The organism is Sphingomonas sp. UYP23 (assembly GCF_054059235.1).
The window spans coordinates 3,672,835-3,697,224 of the sequence record NZ_JBSSBX010000001.1; the positions used below are offsets into that span (position 1 = coordinate 3,672,835).

A 24,390-nucleotide genomic window follows, 5' to 3' on the forward strand; every position below is an offset into this window, starting at 1 on the left:
GGTTGTCTGGGCGCGCGGTTCGCTAGGGGCGGTGGGTCCTCAGGCGCGCCGCGCTGGCCTCTATCGGCGCGCGGCAGTGTACACGCCTAAGGGCGCGTAAGTCGAAGCGTGGCGAGGGCGGGGACGCAAATCACCGATATCGAATAGCGCGCGCGTCGCGTCCCTGTCCAGCCCGAACCGCCATAGGCGGTGCGCTTGAGCCAAATCAATTACGGATGTCCGAACGCGGGGTAAAACGCGAACATGCGACAATTGATCTATACGAGCGTCACGACCAATCCGAGCGGGCGTGCCCAGGACGATTGCGTGCCGATCCTGCGGCAAGCGGCGGTGCGCAACGGGCTCGATGGGATTACCGGCCTGCTCTATTCGCAGGATGCGGAATTTCTGCAGGCGCTCGAGGGCCCCGACGACAGCGTCGCCGATCTGCTCGCAAGCCTTGAGGCCGATCCGCGCCATCGCGACCTGCGCATCCTGATCGACCGGCAGACCGACGAGCGGGAATTCGGTGACTGGATGATGGTGCATCGCGAGCGGCGCGAGAGCGTCGACTCGTTCGACAAGCGCCTCCACGGCCTCTTGCTCGGCGTGTCGCCCGAGACGGCGGAGTATTTTCGCGCGCTGGTGCCGGCCTGACGGCGGGCGCCGATGGCGACGCGGGTCGCCATCGGCGGGGCACGTTATTGCAGCTCGAACGCCGCGTTGATGACGAGCACGGTTTCGTCCGACACGACGGGCACGTACTTCGTCACGCCGAAGTCGGCGCGATGGATCACCATCCGCCCGAGAAAGCCGATCGAGGCCTTCTTGCTCATCGGGTTGGTCGCCGCGCCGAACAGCTTCGCGCGGAAGCTGACGGGCTTGGTGACGCCGTGCAGCGTGAGCGTGCCATCGACCTGGACCGCGTCGGGGGCGATCTGCGCGACTTTGGTCGAGCGGAAGGTCGCGGTCGGGAATTTGGCGGCGTCGAACCAGTCGGCGCCCTTGAGCTCGCCCGTCAGGACGTCACTGGTCGTCTGCACGCTGGCGATCGGGATCGTCACGTCGAGCTTGGTCGCGGCGGGTTTGGCCGGATCGAGCTGGAGGCTGCCCGACGCGCCCGAAAAGGTGCCGGCATAGGGCGAGATGCCGAAATGGCTGACGCTGAAGGTAACCTGAGTGTGGTTCGGCTCGACCTTGTAGGTCCCGCCCTTGACCTCGGCGGCGGTGCCGGCGCCGTGCAGCATTTCGGGCGGGGTGGTCTGCGCGAGCGTGGGGGCGGCGATCAGCAGCGCTGCGGCAGTGGCGGCGTAGAGGTGGGTAAGACGCATGGGGACACTCCTGTTAAGACGTACCCAAGTGCGATGCCCGCTCCGCAGCGTCAAACCCCGTTTCGGCAACGAACCGTTTCGGGGCAAGGTAAAGCCCCTCCCCTGAAGGGGAGGGGCTTAAGGCAAGATCAGTTCTTGGTCTGGTCGACCAGCTTGTTCGCGCCGATCCACGGCATCATCGCGCGCAGTTCCTTGCCGACCTTCTCGATCGGGTGCGCCTCGGCCTGCTTGCGCGCGGCCTTGAGCTCGGGCTGGCCGGCGCGGTTGTCGAGCACGAAGTTCTTGACGAAGCGGCCCGACTGGATGTCGGCGAGCACGCGCTTCATCTCGGCCTTGGTCTCGTCGGTGATGATCCGTGGACCTGTGGTGATGTCGCCATATTCGGCGGTGTTCGAGATCGAATAGCGCATGTTGGCGATGCCGCCCTCATAGAGCAGGTCGACGATCAGCTTGGTCTCGTGCAGGCATTCGAAATAGGCCATTTCGGGCGCGTAGCCGGCCTCGACCAGCGTCTCGAACCCGGCCTGGATCAGGTGGGTCACGCCGCCGCAGAGGACCGCCTGTTCGCCGAACAGGTCGGTCTCGCATTCCTCGCGGAAGTTGGTCTCGATGATCCCCGAGCGACCACCACCGACGCCGCTTGCATAGGCAAGGCCGATGTCATGCGCGTTGCCGCTCTTGTCCTGGTGGATCGCGATGAGGCAGGGGACGCCGCCGCCGCGGACATATTCGCTGCGCACGGTGTGGCCCGGGCCCTTGGGCGCGATCATGATGACGTCGAGATCGGCGCGCGGTTCGATCAGGCCGAAATGCACGTTGAGGCCGTGCGCGAAGGCGATGGTGGCGCCCTGCTTGAGGTTGGCGTGGAGATCGTCGGCGTAGATTGCGGCCTGATGTTCGTCGGGGGCGAGGATCATCGTGATGTCGGCCCAGGCGGCGGCTTCCTGGTTGGTCATCACCTTGAAGCCGGCGCCGTACGCCTTCTGGGCCGAGGGCGAGCCTTCGCGCAGTGCGATGGCGATGTCGGTGACGCCCGAATCGCGCAGGTTCTGGGCGTGGGCGTGGCCCTGGCTGCCATAGCCGACGATCGCGATCTTCTTCGACGTGATCAGGTTCAGGTCGGCATCGGCATCATAATAAACGCGCATTGTATTTCCTCTTTCGTCATTCCCGCGCAGGCGAGAACCCATTCCCGCGCACGCTTGTGATACTGGATCCCCGCCTGCGCGGGGATGACTGAATTTTGGTGCGGGCCTAGACCGCGACGTTCCCGCGCGCGATCGCGACGATGCCGGTGCGGGCGACCTCTATCAGCCCGACCTCGCGCATCAGCGTGATGAACGTGTCGATCTTCTCGCGGCCGCCGGTCACTTCGAACACGAAGCTCGTCGTGGTCGCGTCGACGACGCGCGCGCGATACACATCGGCGAGGCGCAGCGCCTCGATCCGGTGATCACCCGTGCCCGACACCTTGAGCAGCGCAAGCTCGCGCTCGACATGTGGCCCGAGCGCGGTGAGATCGGTCACCGAATGCACCGGGATCAGCCGGTCGAGCTGCGCGAGGATCTGCTCCATCGTCGCGTCGCTGGCCGAGGTCACGATCGTGATCCGGCTGACCGCCTTGTCGGCGGTGACGTCGGACACGGTCAGGCTCTCGATATTATAGCCGCGCGCGGTGAACAGGCCGGCGATCCGGGCGAGGATGCCGGGCTCGTTGTCGACCATCACCGCCAGAGTGTGGCGCGACGCTTTTTCCTGGGTGATGTGCATTAAACCAGCGCCTTCGCTTCGTCGTCCATTTCGCCCGACACTTCGCTCGCCTGGAGCAGCATCTCGGTATGCGCCGCTCCGCTCGGAATCATCGGGAAGCAGTTCGCGAGCTTGGCGACGCGGCAATCAACGATCACCGGGCCGTCATAATCGAGCATCGCGGCGATCCCGTCATCGAGCTGGCCGAGCCCCTCGATGCGGATGCCCTTCCAGCCATAGGCCTCGCCCAGCTTCACGAAGTCTGGCAGCGAATCGCTGTAACTCTCGGAATAGCGGCTCGAATAGGTCAACTCCTGCCACTGGCGGACCATCCCCATATATTCGTTGTTGAGGATGAAGATCTTGACCGGCAGCCGGTATTGCGACGCGGTCGCCAGCTCCTGGATGTTCATCTGGATCGAGGCTTCGCCTGCGATGTCGATGACCAGCGCCTTGGGATTGCCGAGCTGCGCACCGATCGCGGCGGGCAGGCCATAGCCCATCGTGCCGAGACCGCCGCTGGTCAGCCATTTGTTGGGCGCGTCGAAGCCGAAATGCTGTGCCGCCCACATCTGGTGCTGGCCGACCTCGGTGGTGATGATCGGCGCGCGCTTGTGCGTCGCCTCCCACAGCGCGCGGATCGCACGCTGTGGCATGATGTCGCTATCAACTTCGGGAAAATCGAGGCTTTTCTTGGCGCGCCATTCGCCAATGCTCTGCCACCAGGCGGCGAGATCGGGCTTGGGATGGCGCCGCGCCTTGAACACGCGGACCATGTCCTCGAGCGCGTGGCCGACATCGGCGACGATCGCCAGATCGACGCGCACGTTCTTGTTGATCGACGAGCGATCGATATCGATGTGGATTTTCCGCGAAAACGGGCTGAACGCGTCGAGGCGACCGGTCACCCGGTCATCGAAGCGCGCGCCGAGGCAGACGATCAGATCGGCCTTGTTCATCGCCAGATTGGCTTCGTAGGTGCCGTGCATGCCGAGCATGCCGAGCCACTGATCGCCACTCGCCGGATAGGCGCCGAGACCCATCAGCGTCGAGGTGACGGGCGCGCCGCTGATCCGCGCGAGTTCGCGCAGCAACTGGCTCGCCGCCGGGCCGGCATTGATGATGCCGCCGCCGGTGTAGAGGATCGGCCGCTCCGCCGCGGCGAGCATGTCGACGGCTTGCTCGATCGAGCTCTGGTCGGCCTTGATCTGCGGGCGATAGGTCTTGTGGCGGATCGGGCCGGGCTTGGTGTAGCGCGCGGTCGCGACCTGGACGTCCTTGGGGATGTCGATCACCACCGGGCCGGGGCGGCCCGAGGTGGCGATGTAGAACGCCTCATGGATCGTGTCGCCGAGCTTGGCCGGGTCCTTCACCAGATAATTGTGCTTCGAACAGTGGCGCGTGATGCCCACCGTATCGGCCTCCTGAAACGCGTCGGTGCCGATCAGCGCGGTCGGCACCTGACCGGTGATCACGACCATCGGGATCGAATCCATCAGCGCGTCGGTAATGCCGGTGACGGCATTGGTCGCGCCCGGACCCGAGGTGACGAGCACCACGCCGGGCTTGCCGGTCGAGCGGGCATAGCCTTCGGCGGCATGCGTCGCAGCCTGCTCATGGCGCACCAGGATGTGCTTGATCCGCCCGGAGCGGAAAAGGGCGTCGTAGATCGGCAGGACGGCACCGCCCGGATAGCCGAAGACGACCTCCACGCCGAGATCGCACAGCGCCTCGATCAGGATGTCTGCTCCGCTTTTCTCGGTCACGTCTCGTCTCCCATCGTGCGGCCAGGGATTAGCAGCGTTGGAGCGGCGCTGCTAGAGAAACGAAATGTGCGTGTCAACGACTATCGACGTAATAATGTGTCGAAATATACGCTTCTTTGGCTGTTTTCTAACGCGTTGCTGCGAGCCCAGCTGGGCGGGGGCTGATTGCGGAACCACGTATATTGACGCTTGGCATACTGCCGCGTGGCCAGGGCGACCGCCGCAATCGCTTGTTCTTGTGAGGTTTCTCCCATCAACGTAGCGGCGACTTCCCTGACGCCGATTGCGCGACGGATCGAGGCCTCGGGCGCGATTTCGCTGCGCGCGAGCAGCGCGCGCACTTCCTCGCGGGCGCCGCCCGCGAGCATCGCCGCCGCGCGGCTGTCGCAGCGCGCCATCAGCCAGTCGCGATCGGGCAGCAGGACGATTGCGGCGAGCGTGATCCGCTCGCCGATCCCGCCGCTGCGCTCGGCCTGCCAGCTCGCGAGCGATTTCCCGGTCGAGCGGACCACTTCGAGCGCGCGCGCCACGCGCGTCGTGTCGGCGGGGGCAAGGCGCGCGGCGGCGGTGGGATCGAGCATGGCGAGGGCCGCATGCGCCTCAGCGACCGGCAGCGCGCGGACCTCCGCCCGGACGGCGGGGTCGATCTCGGGCACCGGCGCGATCCCGTCGAGCAGTGTGCGCACGTACAGGCCGGTGCCACCGACGAGCACGGGCAGCTTGCCGAGGGAATGGGCGCGGCCGATCTCTGCGCGCGCCTCGTCGGTCCAGCGCGCGGCGGAATAGCTTTCGGCGCCGTCGATGTGGCCGAACAGGCGGTGCGGAACGCGCGCTTCGTCTGCCTCGGTCGGGCGCGCGGTGAGCACGCGCAGGTCGCGATAGACTTGCGCGGAATCGGCATTGATGACGATTCCGTCGTGACGTTCGGCGACCGCGATGCCGAGTGCGGACTTGCCGCTCGCGGTCGGCCCTGCGATGAGCGCGACCTGCGGGAGATACACTGTGTTCATTGCCACCTTGATAGCATCGGAAACGCTCAGCGCAGGCGATCTTTCTGCAGCGATCGATCGGATCGCTGCGGTGGGCTGCGCACCGGCGACCTCGGCGTGGATCGAGTCCGAGAAGGCCGTCGATATCCTGTTCGGGGTTTCCCCCGACGCGGCGCGGAAAGCGCTCGAGGGCGTGTTCGACGGCGTCGATGTCGTCGTGCAGGCGGCGCAGGGGCGCGAAAAGAAGCTGCTCGTCGCCGACATGGATTCGACGATGATCACCGTCGAATGCATCGACGAGCTCGCCGATTATGCCGGGATCAAGCCGCAGATCGCGGCGATCACCGAGGCGGCGATGCGCGGCGAGCTCGATTTCGAGGGTGCGCTCGATGCACGCGTGTCGTTGCTCAAGGGGCTCGACGAGGCTGTGATCGAGCGCTGCTTGGCCGAGCGCGTGACGATCATGCCCGGCGCTTTGGTTTTGGTGCAGACGATGCGGGCGCGGGGCGCGACCGCGATCCTCGTCTCGGGCGGCTTCACGCGCTTTGCCGAGCCGGTGGCCGAGCGGATCGGCTTCCACCGCGCGATCGCCAACCGGCTCGAACTGGGCGACGGCGTGCTGACCGGCACGGTGGCCAAGCCGATCGTCGGTTCGGACACCAAGCTGCAGACCTTGCTGGCGGCGCGCGCCGAACTCGGCCTGCTGCCCGAAGAGACGCTCGCGGTGGGCGATGGCGCGAACGATCTGGCGATGGTGCAGGAAGCGGGGCTCGGCGTCGCCTATCACGCCAAGCCGATCGTCGCCGCTGCGGCGGCGGCGCGGATCGACCATGGCGACCTGTCGGCGCTACTCTACGCGCAGGGGATTGCGCGCGCGGATTGGGTGACGGGGTAACGCACAGCGGACGCGTCGCTTAGGGTGCGACCGGGACGCATGGCTTGATCGACCCGCATGCCGCCTGCGCTGCGCCCTTCGACGCGAATGGACCGACGAGCACGCGCGTCATTGCGCCGCTCTTGGCATATGTCACGTCGGCGCCTGCAAACCGCCGGCCGACTTGCCCCCACAGCTTGCGAGCATTGGCGGGGTCGCCGAACGACCCGAGCTGCACCTGCCAACCGCCCCGGCTGGTCGTGATCGCGGCGGGCGCGGGCGCGCGGGCCGGCTGAGCGGTCGGCGCCGGTGCGGGTGCGCGCACCCTGGGCGGCTGGGCACGCGTCGGCTGCCGTTCGGGGGCGAGGGCCATCACCTCAGGCTTGCGCGGAGCGGCCGGGTCGTACTCGGACGGCGGCAAATCGGTGCCCCGCATGCCGACACTGCGCGGCTTGCCGGTGATTTCGGGGGGGAGCTCGGGCCGCTGCGCCTCGGCCTCGTAGCGGCGGGCGAGTTCGAGGCCCTGCTGGCGCTGGTCGGTCGGAATTGCCTTGTCCATCTGTGCCTGGACGTCCGACGCCCGCGGCGTGTTGGCGGCGGCGGCGCGGACGATAAAGGCATACGCGCGTGGCCAGTCCTTCGCGCCGCCGTCGCCGTTGAACAGCATCGTGCCATAGACGAGCTGCGCGCGCGGCTCCCCACGCAGCGACGCCTTTTCGAGCCAGGGTGCGGCGTCGTTCGGCTTGTGCCGATCGAACAGGATCAGCCCGTATTTCGCCTGTGCGGCGATGTGCCCCTGTAATGCTGCCTTGCGGAACCAGCTTTCCGCGACGGCGATATCGGTCGAAACGCCGCGTCCGAGCGTATAGGCTTGCGCCAGATTGAACTGCGCATCGGCGTCGCCGGCATTCGCCGCCGGGCGCCATTCGGCGATCGCCTTCTTATAGTCGCCGCGGCCCCAGGCATCGACGCCGTCGCGCACGTCGGCCACCGCGGGGCTCATCAAAAGCAGCGTTCCCGCCAGCGCCATCCATACTCGCGTGCGCATGATCATCGTCCCGTCCCGTCCGGCTGTATCGCCCAACCATGCTGACTATCGCCGGTTTGGCAAAGATTTCGTTATGCATATCGGTCGCAGCGCACGCTAACGCCGCGGCGTTAACCGTTCCTTGACCGATCCTATGGCAGTCGGTTGCCTCGATTAAAGGGGCGAAAGGGGCTCATGCGCGTTCTAGCGATGGCATCTCAAAAGGGCGGCTCGGGCAAGACAACCTTGTCCGGCCATCTGGCGGTACAGGCGCAGCTCGCAGGGGCGGGGCCGGTGGTGCTGATCGACATCGATCCGCAGGGCTCGCTGTCCGATTGGTGGAACGAGCGGCAGAGCGAGTTTCCCGCTTTCGCGCAGACCACCGTCGCACGGCTGGCCTCCGATCTCGAGGTGCTGCGCCAGCAGGGCTTCAAGCTGGCGATGATCGACACCCCGCCTGCCATCACCATGGCGATCCAGAGCGTGATCGCGGTCGCCGAGCTGATCGTCATCCCGACGCGTCCGAGCCCGCACGATCTGCGTGCGGTCGGCGCGACGGTCGATCTGTGCGAGCGTGCGGGCAAGCCGTTGCTGTTCGTCGTCAATGGTGCGACGCCAAAGGCGCGGATCACCTCGGAAGCCGCGGTCGCTTTGTCGCAGCATGGCACGGTCGCTCCGATCACGGTGCATCACCGCACCGATTTCGCCGCGTCGATGATCGACGGGCGGACGGTGATGGAGGTCGATGCCAAGGGGCGCTCCGCACAGGAGGTGCGCGACCTGTGGACCTATATCTCCGACCGGCTCGAAAAGAATTTCCGCCGCACGGTGTTCGCGACGCCCACTTCGGTCAACGGCTTCGGCGCGCCGCGCCCCGCCGCGGGAGGTGGTTTCGGCCGCCGCGTGGTGAGCTGAGATGAGCATGTTCGGAAATCCCAAACCGACCGCGCCCAAGGCTACTGCGTCGCTCTCCTCGACGCTGCTCGCGCGCAAGGGCATGGCGAAACCCGCGATGCGGCCGCAGGGCTTTGGCGGCTTCGGCACGATGCCGGGCGCGCAGGACGATCTCGGCTGGAACGACATGGGCGAGGTGGCGCCGGTCGCCTCGGTGCCGCCGGTGCTGGTCCAGCGCGAAGTGCTGCGCGAGGAATTCGCGCAGCCTGTCGCCGCGCCGGAACCCGTCGCAGCGGAAGAGCCCGTCGCGGCCGCTGCTGAGCCCGAGCCCGAACCCGTGCGCGCCGCGCCTAAACCCGTATCGGTCGCCACCGCGACGCGGATCGGGCGCGAGACGAGCAAGAAGCACAACAAGACGCGTCCCAAATCCGCCTTCACGCTGCGGCTCGACGAAGACCGGCATCTCCGGCTCCGCCTCGCCAGCGCGCTGCACAATGCCTCGGCCCAGTCGCTGGTCACCGAGGCGCTCGACCAATTCCTGCAAACTCTCCCCGAAGTCGATGATCTGGTGCGCCAGTTGCCGACGCGGGCGAAGCGATAGACCCCGAGGAGGGCGTTACGATGAAGACCCGGTCCGCCATCACTTTCGGTCCCCTGACCCTGGGGCTTTCGCTCCTCATGCTGGGGGGCACGATCGCGGCCACCGCGGTCTCGACGATCGCCGTCGCCAGCGCCCGCGAGCAATCGCGCGCCGAAAAGGAAGCGCGCACCGAAGCCGCCCTGGCGCAGCAGGACTTGCGCGCGGGTCGCTTTGCGACCGCGATCGCCCATGCCGAACGCGCCGTCGGTGACCAGCCCGACGCGGCCGATTATCGCATGATCCTTGGCCAGAGCTATCTCAAGGCGGGGCGGTTCGCCTCGGCGCGCGATGCCTTTGCCGACACGCTCAGCCTTGCACAGGGCAACGGCAAGGCTGCGCTCAATCTCGCGCTCGCGCAGATCGCCACCGGCGACTGGGCCGGCGCGCGCAAGACGCTCGACGCCAATGCGGCGACGATCCCGGTCAGCGACCGTGGCCTCGCCACCGCGCTGGCGGGGGATCCGGCGACCGCGGTCGAGATGCTCGGCGCTGCGGCGCGTGCGCCCGATGCCGACGCCAAGGTCCGCCAGAATTACGCGCTGAGTCTCGCGCTCGCCGGGCGCTGGCGCGAGGCGCAGACGGTGGTGGCGATGGATGTCGCCCCGGCCGATGTCGCGCGGCGCATTCTCGATTGGTCGACCTTCTCGCGGCCCAATTCGGCGTCGGATCAGGTCGCGACCTTGCTCGGCGTGACGCCGGCGGTGGATCCCGGCCTCCCGGTCGCGCTTGCGCTCAACCGCGGCACGACTGCGCTGGCGCAGGCCGAGCCGCCGATCGACACGTACATGCCGGGTCAGGCGTCTGCCGAACCCGCGACACAGCCCGCGGCCGTCGCGGTGGCCGACGCCCCCCCACCGGCCGCGCAGCAAGTCGCTGCGGTCGGACCGACGATTGCCGGGGTGGTCTTCGCCGAGCGCCGGGAAGTCGTGCAGCCGTTGCCGCTCGCCTATGCCAAGGTTGCCACAAAGCAGCGCACTGTCACGCCGCGGACTGCGGTCGCGAGCATCGTCGCAGCACCGCGGGCAATGCCGGCACCGGTTGGCGTCCGGCCGGTCGCGCGTGGCAGCTTCTTCGTTCAGCTTGGCGCCTATGACACGGCCGGCGTCGCGCATGATGCCTGGACGCGGGCGACGCGCAGCTATGCCGGTTTTGCGAGCCACACGCCGCAGGGCATGATCGTCTCGCGCGGCGGCAAGCAATTCTACCGTCTGTCGGTCGGCGGCTTCGCGCGCGCCGACGCGGTATCGCTGTGCCAGAGCTATCGCAGTCGTGGCGGCAATTGCTTCGTCCGCGCCGGCGCGGGTGATCAGGTTGCGATGTGGGCGAAGGGGCGCGAACTGGCGTCGCGCTGAGCGCGTCGGGCGAGACGCGTCAGGCGGGAACGGGGAGGGCGGTGCCGCCCTTGAACAGCCGCAGTACCTTGCCCTGCACCGGCAACCCGTCGAACGGCGTGTTGCCGGCCTTGGCATGAAGCCGATCACCATTGACCTGCCACGGCGCATCTGGTGCGAGCAGCAACAAGTCTGCAGGCGCGCCGACTGTCAGCGATCCGGCATTGACCCCGAGCACCTTCGCCGGATTGGCGGCGAGCAGCATGAACAGCCGCTGGAGCGAAATCGTCTCGTCGCGGACCAGGCCAAGACCCAGCGCGAGCAGCGTTTCCGCGCCCGCCATGCCCGACGCCGAGTCGGCGAACGGCAGGCGCTTCTCTTCGGGCCCGCGCGGATCGTGGCCCGAGCACAGCACGTCGATCGTCCCGTCGGCCATTGCGGCAACCGCCGCCTGGCGATCGCTCTCGCACCGCAGCGGCGGCGAGAGGTGGGCGAAAGTCCGGAAATCGGTCATCGCGATGTCGGACAGCAAAAGATGCGCGGGGGTGATCCCGCACGTGACGCGCACGCCACGGCGCTTGGCGGCGCGGATCAATTCGAACCCGGCGGCGGTCGTCACCTGGCGGATATGCAGCGTCGCGCCGGTCTCCTCGGTGAGCATCAGGTCGCGCGCGATCGCCAGCGCCTCGGCGATCGCTGGCGCCGAGGGGAGCCCCATCCGCGTCGCGGTCTCGCCGGCGGTGGCGACGGCGCCCGCAGTGACGCCGCCATCCTCGGCATGGGTGATGACGGCGAGGCCAAGATCGCCGGCATAGGCCAGCACTTTGCGCATCACGCCCGAGTCGGCGATCCAGCACGCGCCGGTCCCGACCGCACGCGCACCCGCATCGCGGTTGATCGCCATCTCGGCCAGGTCGGTCCCTGCCAGACCGCGCGTCGCCGCAGCGATCGGATGAATCCACAACCCTGGTCGCCCGATCAGAGCCGCGCGCTGAACGATGCCGGGATCGTCGAGCACCGGTGATTGATCGGGCATCAGCCCGACACGGACGATCCCGCCGGCATGGAAGGCGGGCAGATCGATCGCGAACACGCCGAGATCGACGATCGCGGGCGCAAGCGTCGCGCCGCCGCAGTCGACCGTCTCGGCATCGGCGGGGACGTCGATCAGACCTGTCGCGACAATGCTGTCGTTCTCGATCAGGACGCCGCCCTGCGACACGCCGGCGACCGGGCAGACCAGGGTCGCGTTGAGCAAGGCAAGCATCCGGCTCATGCCCAGCCCGCCACGCCGCGCGAGCGCCGCGTCAGCACGTCGAGGCAGGCCATGCGGACGGCGACCCCCATCTCCACCTGTTCGGTGATCGCCGAGCGCGCATGGTCGGCGACAGCTGAGTCGATCTCGACGCCGCGGTTCATCGGCCCGGGATGCATTACCAGTGCATCGGGTGCGGCGCGTTCGAGCCGCTTGAGCGTCAGCCCGTAGCGCAGATGGAATTCGCGGTTCGACGGGATGAAGCCGCCCGCCATCCGCTCGTTCTGAACGCGCAGCATCATCACGACATCGGCGCCCTCGAGCGCGGTGTCGAAATCGGTAAAGGGCGTCACGCCCATCCGTTCGATCCCCTCGGGCATCAACGTCGCCGGTGCGCAGACGCGCACTTCGGCGGCGAGCGCGGTCAGCGCGAGGACGTTCGAGCGGGCTACGCGGCTGTGCAAAATGTCACCGCAGATCACGACGCGCTGGCCGGCGATCGTACCGCGGCGGCGGCGGATCGTCAGCGCATCGAGCAGCGCCTGCGTCGGATGTTCGTGCTGTCCGTCACCGGCGTTGAGCACGGGGCAATCAACCTTACCCGCGATCAGCCGGACCGCGCCCGAGCTCATGTGGCGGATCACGATCACGTCGGCGCGCATCGCGTTTAGCGTCATCGCGGTGTCGATCAGCGTCTCGCCCTTCTTCACCGAGCTTTGCGCCGCGTGCATGTTGACGACATCTGCGCCGAGTCGCTTGCCCGCAATCTCGAACGACAGCAGCGTGCGCGTCGAATTCTCGAAGAAGGCATTGATGAGCGTGAGGCCGCCCAAGCGCTTGTCGCTGATCGCGCGCGTCCGGTTGGCGGCGACCCAGCCATCGGCTTCGTCGAGCAGGAATACGATTTCGTGCGGCTGCAATCCCTCGATGCCGGTGAGGTGCCGGTGCGGAAACACGGCGCGGCCCGGGATGAACGAGGCGGGGCGGTGATCGGTGGGTTGCATCGAGGCCGTCGGGTAGCCGTGCCGCGGGTTGCTGGCAAGGCCCGATGGGGTGGGAGAGGGCGCTTAAGCGCCCCTCTCCCGTCATCGTCGGATCAGTTGGACGGCTCGTGATACGGGCAACCGTTCACCCGCGCGCGGAAGTCGGCCGAATGGCGGTAGGTGTCGCGCCGCGCGCGGTTGATATTGCCGAGCGGCTGGTGCGCGGTGATCCCGGTCCACACGCTGAAGCGCGTTTCCTCGTTGATCTTTTGGATATGTGCCTCGCTCCAGCTGTCCTGCGCGGCGGCGCGGATCGTGCCGACGCGCATGAACGGACTCGTCCACAGGACAGTCGCATCTTCGACCGGTTGCGCTTCGAGATCGCGGCACAGCTGGACGCGGAATTCCCATTCCGCGTCCAGCGTGCGCATTTCGGTGCGGACGTCTTCGCGGATCGCGTCCTCACGGCCCTCGATCGCGATTTCCTTACCCGTCAGCGCGGTCATCGCCGGCGCCACGGGTGCGATGCTGAACTTGGCGATATAGTCGCCGAAGCGGAAGGCGGTCGCGCTGTAATAGGTTTCCCCGAGCGGCTCGACATTGGGCGCACCGCCGAGCGAGATGATCGCCGCGGGGGCCTCGGCCCCGACCGCTTCAAAGGCATGCCGCACGCCGCGCAGCGCCGCCGAGACGACCTTCTTGGTCCCTTCGAGCCGATCGGTCGTCTTTGCCAGCAGCTTGAGGTTGCCGAGGAACTTCTCGGCGGTCTTCGCCTGGAAGACCGGGCCGTTGACCATCACGAAATCCTGCGCGGTGCCCTCCGAGCCGGGCAGCCGTTCGCCTGCGACGTCGAACACCTTCATCGCAAGGCCGCGCGGCAGGCCGATCACGTCGGGCAGGATGTCGCCGGCATTGGTCGACAGCCGGATCAGCACCTTGTGACTTCCCCCGTTCGCGAACAAACCCTGAGCAAGCTCGGCGGGCAAGTCGGGATCGATCGTCAGTTCGCCTTCGAGCAGGCCGTGCGACTTGGCGTGCACCGATCACACCGCATGGCCATAATCCTCGGCGGTCCGCTCGAGGATTGTGTCGAATGTTTCGTTGAGATCTGTGACGGTTGCTTGCTCATCGGGCTGCGATTGCTCGACGTCGGGACGGAAGCGGATCGGGGACTGTAGCATGGGAACGCCTTTACTTGGTGGTCTGCGTCTTCGGGAACACTCGAGCCCAACGCACCAGCGCGCCAAACGCTGCCTGTCATGTTTTCGCAACGCCTTTCAGCAAGCGTTCAGATTTGGCGATTTGGCGGTTTTCCGCGAAATGGCGGGCCTTCTCCCTGCCGTGGAAGCCGCACGTCCTGCCGGATAGCGGTTGCCAATCCGGGTGCGGCTGCGCTTGTGGACCGCACCACGCCATTTCAAAAAGGTAAGTATATGCGTTCGAATCTTGTGAAGACCGCGACGGTAGCCATGATCCTGGCCGGATCGATCGGCGTCAGCGGCTGCGCGACCAAGGGCTATGTCAACCGCCAGATCGCCACTGTGAACACCCGCATCGACGGCATCGACGGCCGTGTCCGCACGGTCGAAGGCGTGTCGGGCCAGGCGCTCACCCAGGCACAGGCCGCTGCCGGCCAGGCACAGCAGAACGCGCAGCGGATCGACCAGATCAGCGGCCGCGTCGACGGGCTCGACCAGCAGGTCCAGCAGCAGGCACAGCGCGCGCAGCGCCGGCCGCGGGGCTGATCGCGATATCGTACTCCGCTGATCGTAACCGGCCGCACTGGTGATCGAAGCCGAAGTGCAGGATAAGCCGTCCGCGCGCGGTCGCGGCGTGGGCATGGCCGCTGCGGTGCTGGGGATGATCGCAGTGTCGATCTCGCCCTCGGCAGCGCTCGGCCGTGCCGCGCCGTCCGACAAGGCGACGCCGCGCGCAGTGGCGAAGCAGCCCGATCGCACGGCAGGCAAGGCCGGGGGTAAGACCCCGGCCAAACCGTCAGCCAAGACCGCCGTTGCGCGCCGTGCGATGGCCAAGGGGAAAGTGGCTCCACCACCGCTCCCCGAGCCGGTGCGATCCGAAGCGGCGACTCGCGTCATCGCCTGGGTCGCCTCGGCGCACGACAACGGCACGCTGCCCTATATCGTCATCGACAAGCAGGCGGCCTCGCTCTCGCTGTTCGATGCCGCCGGGACCTTCCTCGGCGAAACGCCGGTGCTGCTCGGCATCGGCGTCGGCGATGATTCGACTCCCGGAGTCGGTTCGAAGGACCTGGCCGAGATCGGGCCGGCCGAACGGACGACGCCGGCCGGTCGCTTCGTCGCCAAGTTCGGGCGCGCATTCGGGCACCAGCGCGTGCTGTGGGTCGATTATGCCAATTCGGTCGCGCTCCACGCGGTGATCACCACGCACAAGAAGGAACGGCGCGTCGAGCGGCTGCTGTCGCCGACGCCCGACGACAATCGCATCAGCTTTGGCTGCATCAATGTCGGCACGAGCTTCTATTCCAAGCAGATCCGCTCGCGCTTCCTCAAGGCGGGCGGGGTGGTCTATATCTTGCCCGACACCAAGCCGCTCGATAGCGTCTTCCCGCGGCTGCGCTTGTTGCCGTATCTCGCGCCTGGAGCGCCGTCTGCAGAGCCGTCCGCCCAGGATTAGGACAATCGTCGGCCCCGGATAAAGGACGTGCCATGATCTTGCTTGCCGCGGCGATCGCCACAGCTGCCGCGCCACCGGTCGTGGTAAGCCCGTTGGAGACCGCGCAAATCGCCGATGCCTGCCGCGGCAAGGATGCGGACACGACCGCAAGCTTCTGCACGGGATATATTTTCGGCGCTTTCGACGCCTTGTCGCTGTCGCACCAGATCTGCCCGTCGGCGGCCAGCGCGTCGACCGTCAAGGTCGTGACGGTCGCGCGCAAATATCTCCGCACGCACAAGAAGAGCTGGAGCAGCGCACCGACCTTCGTCATCCGCGATGCGCTGAAGGCGGCCTTTCCCTGCAAGCGTCCGTGAGGGCCTGTGGCCGCCGGATGTGTTTGGGGCGAGATGGTGGCAATTGATATCACATCGGGGATGACATGACCGCGAAGCGCCTCTAGTCCTTCGCGCGATGGCCGCGCTTCGCACCCTGTTCCGAACGCATCGGCGGCTTTACGCGCTGCTCTTCGCGCTCGTGCTGTTCGCCAAGATCGTGATTCCAACGGGCTTCATGCCGGTCGCTGCCGGCAACGGGTTGGTGCTCGAACTCTGCTCCGGGATGGAGCCGATGGCATCGCCCATGGCCATGCCCGGCATGGTGGGGCCTGACCGTGCGGCCCAGCATCACGACCAGAAAGGCGGCAAGGGCGAGAGCTCCTGTTCCTTTGCGGGTCTCACGGCGCCCCATCTCGCCGGAGCCGACGCTGCGCTGCTCGCGATCGCGGTGCTGTTCGTGCTCGCGCTGGGCCGGGTGGCGTTGTGTCGTGGCGTACTCCTCTATCGGCATGCGCTTCGGCCGCCGTTGCGGGGACCCCCCGCATACGCGTGAGTCCTCGCCCCACGGGTGAGCGATGGCGCACGGACCGGGGTTCAGGGCGCAAGGAATGGGAAGCGGCAGCGTGGGGCGTCCGGTCGTGGCGACCGGCGGCCGGTGCCAATGGCCATCGGCCATAGCGCGCGATCTTCCAACATCGTTTCCAGTGTGGCGAGCCGTCGTCGATCGATACGCATCGCTGCGCGTCGATCGGCCATCGGGACCGCGAAGCCGAGCGTGAACTACGGGGGGCACCCGCGCGTGACCGCTGCGTTTCTCCGCATCGAACAGGACATTTCCATGAACGGCCGCACAGCACTGCTCGGCGTGACGTCGCTGATCACGCTAATCGCATGCGCCACGGCTCCGGCCTTCGCCGAAGAGCGCACACCGCCCGCGCCCGAAGCAGAGGCGGAGGACATTCTCGTTACCGCGCAACGCCGCACCGCGACGATCGAGAACGCGCCCGCATCCCGGGCTTCGATCGATGCCGCGACGATCGCAACGACGATCAACGCGCGCAACGTCGAGGATACGCTCAAATATCTGCCGAGCCTCGTCGTGCGCAAACGCCATATCGGCGACAGCCAGGCGCCGCTCGCGACGCGCACCTCGGGGCTCGGTGCCAGCGCGCGCAGCTTGATCTACGCCGATGGCGCGATCCTCTCGGCGCTGATCGGCAACAACAACACCTCGGCCAGTCCGCGCTGGAATCTCGTCTCGACCGAGGAGATCGCGCGCATCGACGTGCTCTACGGGCCGTTCTCCGCCGCCTATCCGGGCAATGCGATCGGCGCCGTCGTCAACATCACGACGCGGCTGCCCGATCGGTTCGAGGGAACGCTGGTCGCGGGAACGACCGTCCAGCAGTTCGACCTGTACGGCACGCACCGCACCTTGCCGGCATACCAACTGGGCGGCACGCTCGGCGACCGGTTCGGTCCGTTGGCGGTCTTCGCCAGCGCCGATCACGTCGACAGCCGCAGCCAGCCGATCGGCTTCGTCAGCGCCACCGCGACACGGAGCGCGACCAGCACGCCGACCACCGGCGGTTATGACGATCTCAACCGCACCGGCGGCGCGATCCGCGTGGTCGGTGCGACGGCGTTCGAGCATCAGGTGCAGGATCGCTTCAAGCTCAAGGCGGCGCTCGATCTCTCCGCGGCGCTGCGCCTGACCTATGTCGGGAGCCTGTTCCGTGTCAGCACCGACTCGACCGTCGAGAGCTATCTCACCGACCCCGCGACCGGCTTGGCGTTCTACGCGGGGACGACGGGCAATAGCGGGCAGGTCTACACGCTCGCCCCCACCGCCTTTGCCGGGAGCGTCTATCGCACCGAGCAGCGGCAATGGTCGCACAATCTGTCGCTCAATGGGACAGGCAGCCGGTTCGACTGGCAGGTGATCGGCACGCTGTACGACGTCGCCAAGGATCAGCAGCGCGTTTCGAACACGGCGCTGCCGGCCGGGCAGGCGGGCGGGGCGGGCTTCATCACGGACCTCGCCGGGACTGGCTGGAAGACGCTCGACGCCAAGGGCGCGTGGCGCTCCGATGCGGCGGCGACGCACACGATCAGCTTTGGTGCGCACGCCGATTGGTACGAACTCGACAGCAACCGCTACAATACGACCGACTGGGTGCGCGGATCGAAAGGCACGCTCAATTTGCAGGGCAGCGGCAAGACGCGGACCTATGCGCTCTGGGCGCAGGATGCGTGGCGGATCGTAGCCCCGCTGACGCTGACGCTCGGCGGGCGTTACGAAGGGTGGCGTGCCTATGGTGGGGTCAATGTCTCGCAGGCGCCCGCGATCGGCCCGGTCGTTCAGCCGACGCTTACCAGCAACAAAGTCTCGCCCAAGGCGGCGCTGGCCTATGCGATCGACCCGCACCTGACGGCGCGGCTGTCGTTCGGCCAGGCGTGGCGCTTCCCGACCGTCGGGGAACTCTATCAGATCGTCACGACACCGGTCGCTACTGTTCCCAACCCGAACCTGCGCCCCGAACGCGCGCGTTCGCTCGAACTGGCGCTCGAGCGGCAGGACAGCCGGGGAACCTTCCGGCTCGCTCTGTTCAACGAGGTGATCAGGGACGCTCTGATTTCGCAGACCGGCCCGCTGGCGGTGACCCCGGTTCAAGTCGGCACCTATGTCCAGAATGTCGATGAGACGCGCGCGCGGGGCGCCGAGCTATCGGTCACGCGCACCAATATCGTTCGGCGAGTCGATGTTTCGGGCAGCGTCACCTATGCCGACGCGATCACCAGCAAGAATGCGGTGCTCCCCGCCGCTGTCGGCATGCTGTTGCCGAGTGTGCCGCACTGGAAGGCGACGGCGGTGGCGACGTGGCGACCCGTCGATGGCGTCGCATTGACCGCCGCCGCGCGCTATGCCAGCCGCAATTACGGCTCGCTCGACAATAGCGACGTGGTCGGCAACACCTATCAGGGCTTCTACAAATATCTGGTCGTCGATCTGCGCGCGCAGGTTCGTGTCGCCGAGCATATGGAGCTCGGCATCGGCGTCGATAACGTTAATAACGACCGATACTTCCTCTTCCATCCCTTTCCGCAGCGCAGCTTTGCGGCCGACGTCAAGGTGACCTTCTGATGGCGGCGATCGAGACCGTGCGAGGCGCGTCCTCGGCGCAGCAACGCTATCGCTGGGTGTGGCGCTGGCATTTCTATGCGGGGCTGTTCGTGCTGCCCTTCATCCTGATCCTGTCGGTCACCGGATCGATCTACCTGTTCAAGCCACAGGTCGAGCAATGGAAGGAGCGCGCGTTCAGCGGTCTCGGCACGCAGGGTGCGGTGTCGCCCGATCGGCAGGTGTCCGCGGCGCTCACTGCGAATCCGGCGATGCGCTTCAACCACTATCGCCTGCCGCGCCAGACCGGCGATGCGGCGATGATCCAGCTGCTCGGGCGCGACGCGAAGCCGGTGAAATCTATGTGTCGCCGCAGGGGGCGGTGCTCGGCAATCTCGATCCCGAGGGGCGGATCGAGGCGGTTGTCGCGCGGATCCACGGCTCGCTGCTGATCGGCACCCTCGGCGATCGGCTGGTCGAACTCGCCGCGAGCTGGACGATCGTGCTGATCGTGTCGGGGCTGTACCTGTGGTGGCCACGGCCGTTCCGGCTGGCCGGGACGGTGTGGCCGCGGCTCGGCTTGCGTGGGCGGCCGCTGTTTAAGGACCTCCACCGCGTCACCGGCTTCTGGGTGGCTGGGCTGGTGCTGATGATGCTCGCCAGCGGCCTGCCCTGGGCGGGAGCGTGGGGCGGGACGTTCAAATGGGTGCGTACCGAGCTCGGGCTGGTCAAGGGGCGGCAGGATTGGAGGATCGGCGCCGAAGGCGGCCATGCCGGGCATCACGGCGCGATGGACGCCACGCCGATGCCGGTTGTGGCCGCGCCGGCGGGCCTGCCCCTCTCGGCGTTCGTCGCCAGGGCGGTGGCGGAACGGCTGGCGTTTCCCGTGCTGGTGCTCCCGCCGCACGCGGTCCAGAAGTTCGGGCCGCCGACCGCGAATGTGTGGACGGTGAAGTCCGAGGCGCAGAACCGCTGGCTCGACCGGCGCGTCACCTATGATCCGGTGAGTGGGGTCGAGACCGGGCGCTCCGGCTTTGCCGACCAGCATGTGATCGATCGGATCGTCAACACCGGCGTCGCCTGGCACGAGGGGCAGCTCTTCGGCTTGGCGAACCAGCTGATCGGCGTCGCTACGGCGGTAGCGCTCGTCGCGATCAGCGGGCTTGGCGGCGCGATGTGGCTGAAACGGCGACCCCGCGGACAAGTCGGCGCGCCGCCTCGGCCCGGCGCAGCGCCGCGGTCGTTTATCGTGGTTCTCGTGCTGCTCGGGCTGCTGCTCCCGCTGTTCGGCGCGTCGGCTTTGCTGTTGTTGGTGCTTGATCGCGCGCTGGTCGCGATCCGATCGCGGCGGTCATAGGACCACCGCGACCGGATCGCGCGCTACCATTCGATCCCGATCTTGCCGAAATGCGCCGCGCCCATCTCGTAGCGGAAAGCATCGGCGAGCGCTTCGAGCGGGAAGCGGCGATCGACCACGGGGCGGATGCCGGTGGCGTCGAGCGCGCGGACGAAGTCCTGCTGTTCGCGCCGGCTGCCGACGATCAGGCCCTGCAGCCGCGCCTGCTTGGCCATCAGCGCTGCGGTCGGAACCTCGCCCGAGGCGCCGGTCAGCACGCCGATCAGCGAGATATGCCCGCCGACCCGCACCGCCTCGATCGATTGCGCGAGCGTGCCCGGTCCGCCGACCTCGACGACATGATCAACGCCGCGGCCCTCGGTCCAGTCGACGACGGCGCGACCCCAAGCGCGTTGTTCTCGGTAATTGATCGTGAAATCCGCCCCCAGGCCCTTTGCCCGCTCGAGCTTCTCGTCCGATGAGGAGGTGATCGCGACCGTCGCACCCATCGCCTTGGCGATCTGCAGCGCCCAGATCGACACGCCGCCGGTGCCGAGCAGCAGCACCGTATCGCCCGCCTTGAGCTTGCCGTCGACGACCAGCGCGCGCCAGGCGGTGAGGCCCGCGGTGGTGATCGTCGCGGCCTCGACCGCGTCATACCCCTTGGGCGCGTGGGTGAAGGCACTGGCGGGCAAAACCACATAATCGCGGGCGAAGCCGTCGATGCCGTCGCCCGGCGTACGGCTGAAATCGCCGATCGTTGCCGTGCCGTCCTGCCAATCGGGGAAGAAACACGAGACGACGCTGTCGCCCGCCGCGAATTCGGTGACGCCGTCGCCGACCGCCTCGACGGTCCCCGCGCCATCGGCAAGCGGGATGCGGCCGTCGGCGGTCGGCATCCGGCCTGTCGCGACCCCGAGATCGTGGAAGTTGAGCGAGCTGCCATGCAGCGCCACGCGGATCTCGCCCGCGCCTGGCGCGCCGGGATCGGGGCGATCTTCGAACGTCATGCGATCGAGCCCGATCGGGGCCTTGAGAACCATCGCCTTCATGCCGGATATCCTTGCTGTGAGCGGGCGCAACGTTCGGGGAGCGTCAGCTATCCACCGGCGTCCGGATATTGCGACGGGCGTCATAGCTGGCGCGGCGGAACCCGTCATGCGCGGACTGGCGCCGATAGAAGATGTGCGAGCCGACCTGCGCGATCTTGACCAGCGAATCGCGCCAATAGGGCACCATCCAGTCGGCATGATAATGCGTCGCGCCGCCGACATCGGCGAAGACGCGGCCCGCCAGCGCGCGCCGCGCGGCGCGGCGCGCGGCCGACCATCCCGTATGCACCGGGCGCCGGTCGAACGATCCGTCGCAGGTGAACGAGAATTGGCAGCCGATCGCGCGGCTATAGCCCTGATAGACCACGCCGCAGACGGTCCGCGGAAAACCTGGCGTCCGCACGCGGTTGAGGATGACCTGGATCACCGCCTTCTGCCCCGCCCGATCGTCGCCCGCTTCGTAGAGCGCAGCGGTGGCAAGGCATTCGGTGGCCTGCTCGCGTTCGGCGGGTCCGCCGGGAAAGCGGTAGCGCGGGGCGGGGATGCGCAGGCGCGCCTCGATCGGGACGGCGCGGTTCGACGCGCGCGCCTGCGCCATGGTCAGCCGCTTGGCGCGACCGGCGTCGCGTTCGGCAGGGGGCGTGGGATAGAGAAAAGTCGCTATGAGGAGAACCGCGGCGACGCAGCCGAGGAGAAGCAGCCATGTCTCGGCTGCGGCATCGCGAGCGGCGTTGCGCGCACCGGCACGCCGGGGGGAGGGGGTAGGTCGGCGCGCCATGATCGCGTGCTTATTCAAAGCTTCGGCCTCGGGCGCAACCGCTGAGACGCGGTGGCGTCGGCTAGCCGGCTGGGTCTGGGCAGAAGACGTAAGCCGCGCCCGGAACCGCGATCGACGCGCCGCTCGCCTGAAGGCGCCCGTCCGGCTCGACCGCGAGCGTCGTCACGGTCTGCGCCTTCTCATGCGCGACGATCACGCAGCGCGCCTCCTCGAGCAGCAGGAAGTGGCGCGGCGACGCGCCGCCGGTCGCGGCGTGGTCGAGTAAGGTCGGGAGACCGCTCTCGTCGAGCGCGAACACCGCGATACTGTCATGCCCGCGATTCGAGACATAGAGCCGGTCGCATGCGTGGTTTATCGCGACGTGCGCGAGGATCGACTCGCCGTGCCAGCCTTCGGGAAGCGTCGAGACGCTGACGCGGAGCATGAAGCCGGGGTCGTTGCGATCGAGCACGCTCAGCCGATTGTCGAGCTCGCCGATGAGATAGGCGCACCGCTCGAGCCTTGGGTGGAGCAGCAGATGGCGCGGTCCCGAGCCGGGCGCGGCGCGATAGGCGTGCTGCGGCGGCTGCAGCGTGCCTGCCGGATCGACTGCGAAGGCGAGGATCTCGTCGGTTCCGAGATCGGTCTGGTAGAGCCAGCGACCGTCACGGCTGAACCCGACCCAATGCGCGTGAGGCGCTTCCTGCCGCGCCGGGTTGGGCCCCGAACCGTGATTGGCGCTGACCTGAACGGCGCCCGTCGGCAGGCCGGTGTCGCGGTCGAGCCGCAGCAGCGAGACGCTGCCGCTGGCGTAGTTGGCCACCGCCAGCAGCGTCTCGGTCGGATCAAGCGCGACGTGACACGGCGCGGCACCTTTGATGTCGACCGATGCCAGCTGCGACCAGTGCTGGTCGGCATGGCGATGGACGCCGATGCGCGCCGCCTCGACCTCATCGACGATGTAATGCAGCCCGTGGCGCGCGGCATAGACGCTGAACGACGCGTTGGGCGCAGCGGCATAGGTGTCGCCTAGCTGCCAGCTTCCCGCTTCGCGTCGGCACAGCGCCGCGATCCCCGCGCCGCCGCCGCCGCGATAGGTGCCGATCGCGACGCACAGCGCTGGTCTGGCGTCGCTCATCGGTCGACCGTCGCCATCGACGCGTCGGGGTACCGCTGCCCCACGGCGCTACCCGGCGGGAGCACCGCGTCGATCTGCGCCAGATCGGCCGCGTCGAGCACGACGTCGATCGCGCCGAGATTGTCCTCGAGATAGGTTCGGCGCTTTGTTCCCGGAATGGGCAACACGTCCGAGCCTTGCGCCAGCACCCAGGCAAGTGCGAGCTGCGCGGGGGTGCAGCCCTTGTCCGCCGCCAGCGCCTTGACCGCCGTGACGAGCTCGAGATTCTTCGCAAACGCTTCGCCCTGGAAGCGCGGATGCGCGCGGCGGCTGTCACCTTCGGCGAGATCCTCGGGGCGCGCGAACTGTCCCGTCAGAAAGCCGCGGCCGAGCGGGCTGTAGGGCACGAAGCCGATCCCGAGGTCGCGCACCGTCGGCAGGATCTCGGCCTCGACATCGCGGCTCCACAGCGAATATTCGGTCTGCAGCGCCGAGATCGGATGGACCGCATGCGCGCGCCGGATCGTCTCGGGCGCGGCCTCCGACAGGCCGAGATAGCGGACCTTGCCGGCGGCCACGAGCTCGCTCATCGCGCCGACCGTATCCTCGATCGGTACGGCGGGATCGACGCGGTGCTGGTAATAGAGATCGATTACGTCGAGCCCGAGCCGCTTGAGGCTCGCATCGCACGCCGAGCGGACATAGTCGGGATGCCCGTTTATCCCGCGATGGCTGCCGTCGGCGCCGCGGACATTGCCGAACTTGGTCGCGACGACGACCCATTCGCGCCGCGTCCGCACTACGCGGCCGACCAGTTCCTCGTTCGCGCCGACCCCGTACATGTCGGCGGTGTCGAGGAAGGTGACGCCAAGATCGAGTGCGCGGTTGATCGTCGCGACCGACTCGGCCTCGTCGCGGCTGCCGTAGAAATCGGACATTCCCATGCAGCCGAGCCCCATCGCCGAGACGTGAAGACCTTGCTGGCCGAGTTTGCGGGTCTGCATTGCATCTGTCCTGTCGAGCGGTGGGAGACGAGCGCATAACGAAGGCACCCACGCTTGTTTCCGGTACGGCCGGCAACCGCCTTCGACCAGATCAGATGCTGGCGTTTGACGAGCCGGGTCTCGGCCCTTACGGATTTATCCGATAATTGGAATGCAGCGCTGCGCGCTCCCCAGGGTAGCGCAGGCGGGACGTCGCCATCTTATACCCGTTCG

At 67.5% G+C, this 24,390-nt stretch carries 24 protein-coding genes and 1 pseudogene; 12 read left to right on the forward strand and 13 right to left on the reverse strand.

Annotated features, from left to right (window positions below; translation table 11 throughout):
- Positions 1–243: 243 nt before the first annotated feature.
- The gene (locus ACVWYO_RS18100; protein ID WP_457353149.1) at positions 244–636 is read left to right on the forward strand and encodes a BLUF domain-containing protein; all 393 of its coding nucleotides are present in this window, start codon (positions 244–246) and stop codon (positions 634–636) included.
- A 44-nt stretch (positions 637–680) separates the two neighbouring features.
- Here the strand turns inward: ACVWYO_RS18100 and ACVWYO_RS18105 are convergent, their stop codons facing one another.
- From ACVWYO_RS18105 to miaA, 5 genes are all read right to left on the reverse strand, one after another.
- On the reverse strand, positions 681–1,310 hold the full coding sequence (locus ACVWYO_RS18105; RefSeq protein ID WP_457353151.1) for a YceI family protein: 630 nt from the start codon (positions 1,308–1,310) through the stop codon (positions 681–683).
- Between the two features lie 128 nt (positions 1,311–1,438).
- Entirely contained in the window at positions 1,439–2,458 is a 1,020-nt protein-coding gene (gene ilvC / locus ACVWYO_RS18110; RefSeq protein ID WP_140849396.1) for a ketol-acid reductoisomerase, read from the reverse strand.
- 106 nt (positions 2,459–2,564) lie between these two features.
- On the reverse strand, positions 2,565–3,080 hold the full coding sequence (gene ilvN, locus ACVWYO_RS18115) for an acetolactate synthase small subunit (RefSeq protein WP_457353153.1): 516 nt from the start codon (positions 3,078–3,080) through the stop codon (positions 2,565–2,567).
- Positions 3,080–4,825: an acetolactate synthase 3 large subunit gene (locus ACVWYO_RS18120; protein WP_457353155.1), complete on the reverse strand. Its 1,746-nt coding sequence runs from the start codon at positions 4,823–4,825 to the stop codon at positions 3,080–3,082. The genes ilvN and ACVWYO_RS18120 overlap by 1 nt, the downstream gene beginning before the upstream one ends.
- Before the next feature lie 80 nt (positions 4,826–4,905).
- Positions 4,906–5,835 carry a tRNA (adenosine(37)-N6)-dimethylallyltransferase MiaA gene (gene miaA / locus ACVWYO_RS18125; protein WP_457353157.1) on the reverse strand — a complete coding sequence of 310 codons (930 nt, stop codon included), beginning with the start codon at positions 5,833–5,835 and terminating at the stop codon, positions 4,906–4,908.
- On the opposite strand from miaA, the gene serB reads away from it, so the two are divergent.
- Positions 5,828–6,709 (forward strand): phosphoserine phosphatase SerB, encoded by an 882-nt coding sequence (gene serB / locus ACVWYO_RS18130; RefSeq protein WP_457353159.1) that lies wholly within the window; start codon positions 5,828–5,830, stop codon positions 6,707–6,709. The genes miaA and serB overlap by 8 nt on opposite strands.
- 19 nt (positions 6,710–6,728) lie before the next feature.
- Here serB and ACVWYO_RS18135 read toward each other — a convergent pair whose 3' ends face one another.
- Complete coding sequence (locus tag ACVWYO_RS18135) at positions 6,729–7,742, reverse strand: SPOR domain-containing protein (RefSeq protein ID WP_457353161.1); 1,014 nt, start codon at positions 7,740–7,742, stop codon at positions 6,729–6,731.
- Positions 7,743–7,910: 168 nt separating this feature from the next.
- On the opposite strand from ACVWYO_RS18135, the gene ACVWYO_RS18140 reads away from it, so the two are divergent.
- From ACVWYO_RS18140 to ACVWYO_RS18150, 3 genes are read left to right on the forward strand one after another with little or no spacing between them, the layout of a single operon-like run.
- Positions 7,911–8,630 carry an AAA family ATPase gene (locus tag ACVWYO_RS18140; protein WP_457353163.1) on the forward strand — a complete coding sequence of 240 codons (720 nt, stop codon included), beginning with the start codon at positions 7,911–7,913 and terminating at the stop codon, positions 8,628–8,630.
- A gap of 1 nt (position 8,631) precedes the next feature.
- The gene (locus ACVWYO_RS18145; RefSeq protein ID WP_457353165.1) at positions 8,632–9,210 is read left to right on the forward strand and encodes a hypothetical protein; all 579 of its coding nucleotides are present in this window, start codon (positions 8,632–8,634) and stop codon (positions 9,208–9,210) included.
- 20 nt (positions 9,211–9,230) lie between these two features.
- Positions 9,231–10,601 carry an SPOR domain-containing protein gene (locus tag ACVWYO_RS18150; protein WP_457353167.1) on the forward strand — a complete coding sequence of 457 codons (1,371 nt, stop codon included), beginning with the start codon at positions 9,231–9,233 and terminating at the stop codon, positions 10,599–10,601.
- A gap of 19 nt (positions 10,602–10,620) precedes the next feature.
- On the opposite strand, the gene ACVWYO_RS18155 is transcribed toward ACVWYO_RS18150, so the two are convergent.
- From ACVWYO_RS18155 to ACVWYO_RS18165, 3 genes and pseudogenes are all read right to left on the reverse strand, one after another.
- Positions 10,621–11,856, reverse strand: coding sequence for a dihydroorotase (locus tag ACVWYO_RS18155; RefSeq protein ID WP_457353169.1), 1,236 nt, complete (start codon positions 11,854–11,856; stop codon positions 10,621–10,623).
- Complete coding sequence (locus tag ACVWYO_RS18160) at positions 11,853–12,839, reverse strand: aspartate carbamoyltransferase catalytic subunit (RefSeq protein ID WP_457353171.1); 987 nt, start codon at positions 12,837–12,839, stop codon at positions 11,853–11,855. The genes ACVWYO_RS18155 and ACVWYO_RS18160 overlap by 4 nt, the downstream gene beginning before the upstream one ends.
- Positions 12,840–12,931: 92 nt before the next feature.
- Positions 12,932–13,999, reverse strand: a pseudogene (locus tag ACVWYO_RS18165) (catalase family protein).
- A 252-nt stretch (positions 14,000–14,251) separates the two neighbouring features.
- Between ACVWYO_RS18165 and ACVWYO_RS18170 the strand changes: the two are divergent.
- The 7 genes from ACVWYO_RS18170 (at position 14,252) to ACVWYO_RS18200 (ending at position 20,268) form a co-directional block, all read left to right on the forward strand.
- A complete protein-coding gene (locus ACVWYO_RS18170; protein ID WP_457353173.1) occupies positions 14,252–14,563 on the forward strand; it encodes a hypothetical protein in 312 nt (103 codons plus the stop codon).
- Positions 14,564–14,603: 40 nt separating this feature from the next.
- The gene (locus ACVWYO_RS18175; protein ID WP_457353175.1) at positions 14,604–15,473 is read left to right on the forward strand and encodes a hypothetical protein; all 870 of its coding nucleotides are present in this window, start codon (positions 14,604–14,606) and stop codon (positions 15,471–15,473) included.
- A 32-nt stretch (positions 15,474–15,505) separates the two neighbouring features.
- A complete protein-coding gene (locus ACVWYO_RS18180) occupies positions 15,506–15,829 on the forward strand; it encodes a Rap1a/Tai family immunity protein (RefSeq protein WP_457353177.1) in 324 nt (107 codons plus the stop codon).
- Positions 15,830–15,926: 97 nt separating this feature from the next.
- Entirely contained in the window at positions 15,927–16,343 is a 417-nt protein-coding gene (locus ACVWYO_RS18185; protein ID WP_457353179.1) for a hypothetical protein, read from the forward strand.
- Between the two features lie 285 nt (positions 16,344–16,628).
- The gene (locus tag ACVWYO_RS18190; protein WP_457353181.1) at positions 16,629–18,935 is read left to right on the forward strand and encodes a TonB-dependent receptor; all 2,307 of its coding nucleotides are present in this window, start codon (positions 16,629–16,631) and stop codon (positions 18,933–18,935) included.
- Complete coding sequence (locus ACVWYO_RS18195; protein WP_457353183.1) at positions 18,935–19,363, forward strand: PepSY domain-containing protein; 429 nt, start codon at positions 18,935–18,937, stop codon at positions 19,361–19,363. Before ACVWYO_RS18190 ends, ACVWYO_RS18195 begins: the two co-directional genes overlap by 1 nt.
- Positions 19,270–20,268: a PepSY-associated TM helix domain-containing protein gene (locus ACVWYO_RS18200; RefSeq protein ID WP_457355047.1), complete on the forward strand. Its 999-nt coding sequence runs from the start codon at positions 19,270–19,272 to the stop codon at positions 20,266–20,268. The genes ACVWYO_RS18195 and ACVWYO_RS18200 overlap by 94 nt, the downstream gene beginning before the upstream one ends.
- Before the next feature lie 23 nt (positions 20,269–20,291).
- Here ACVWYO_RS18200 and ACVWYO_RS18205 read toward each other — a convergent pair whose 3' ends face one another.
- The 4 genes from ACVWYO_RS18205 to ACVWYO_RS18220 all read right to left on the reverse strand — a co-directional run bounded on the left by ACVWYO_RS18205 (position 20,292) and on the right by ACVWYO_RS18220 (position 24,177).
- Positions 20,292–21,299 (reverse strand): zinc-dependent alcohol dehydrogenase family protein, encoded by a 1,008-nt coding sequence (locus ACVWYO_RS18205; protein WP_457353185.1) that lies wholly within the window; start codon positions 21,297–21,299, stop codon positions 20,292–20,294.
- A gap of 43 nt (positions 21,300–21,342) precedes the next feature.
- On the reverse strand, positions 21,343–22,077 hold the full coding sequence (locus ACVWYO_RS18210) for a cell wall hydrolase (RefSeq protein ID WP_457353187.1): 735 nt from the start codon (positions 22,075–22,077) through the stop codon (positions 21,343–21,345).
- Between the two features lie 61 nt (positions 22,078–22,138).
- Positions 22,139–23,194 (reverse strand): lactonase family protein, encoded by a 1,056-nt coding sequence (locus ACVWYO_RS18215; protein WP_457353189.1) that lies wholly within the window; start codon positions 23,192–23,194, stop codon positions 22,139–22,141.
- Entirely contained in the window at positions 23,191–24,177 is a 987-nt protein-coding gene (locus ACVWYO_RS18220) for an aldo/keto reductase (protein ID WP_457353191.1), read from the reverse strand. Before ACVWYO_RS18220 ends, ACVWYO_RS18215 begins: the two co-directional genes overlap by 4 nt.
- Positions 24,178–24,390: the final 213 nt, after the last annotated feature.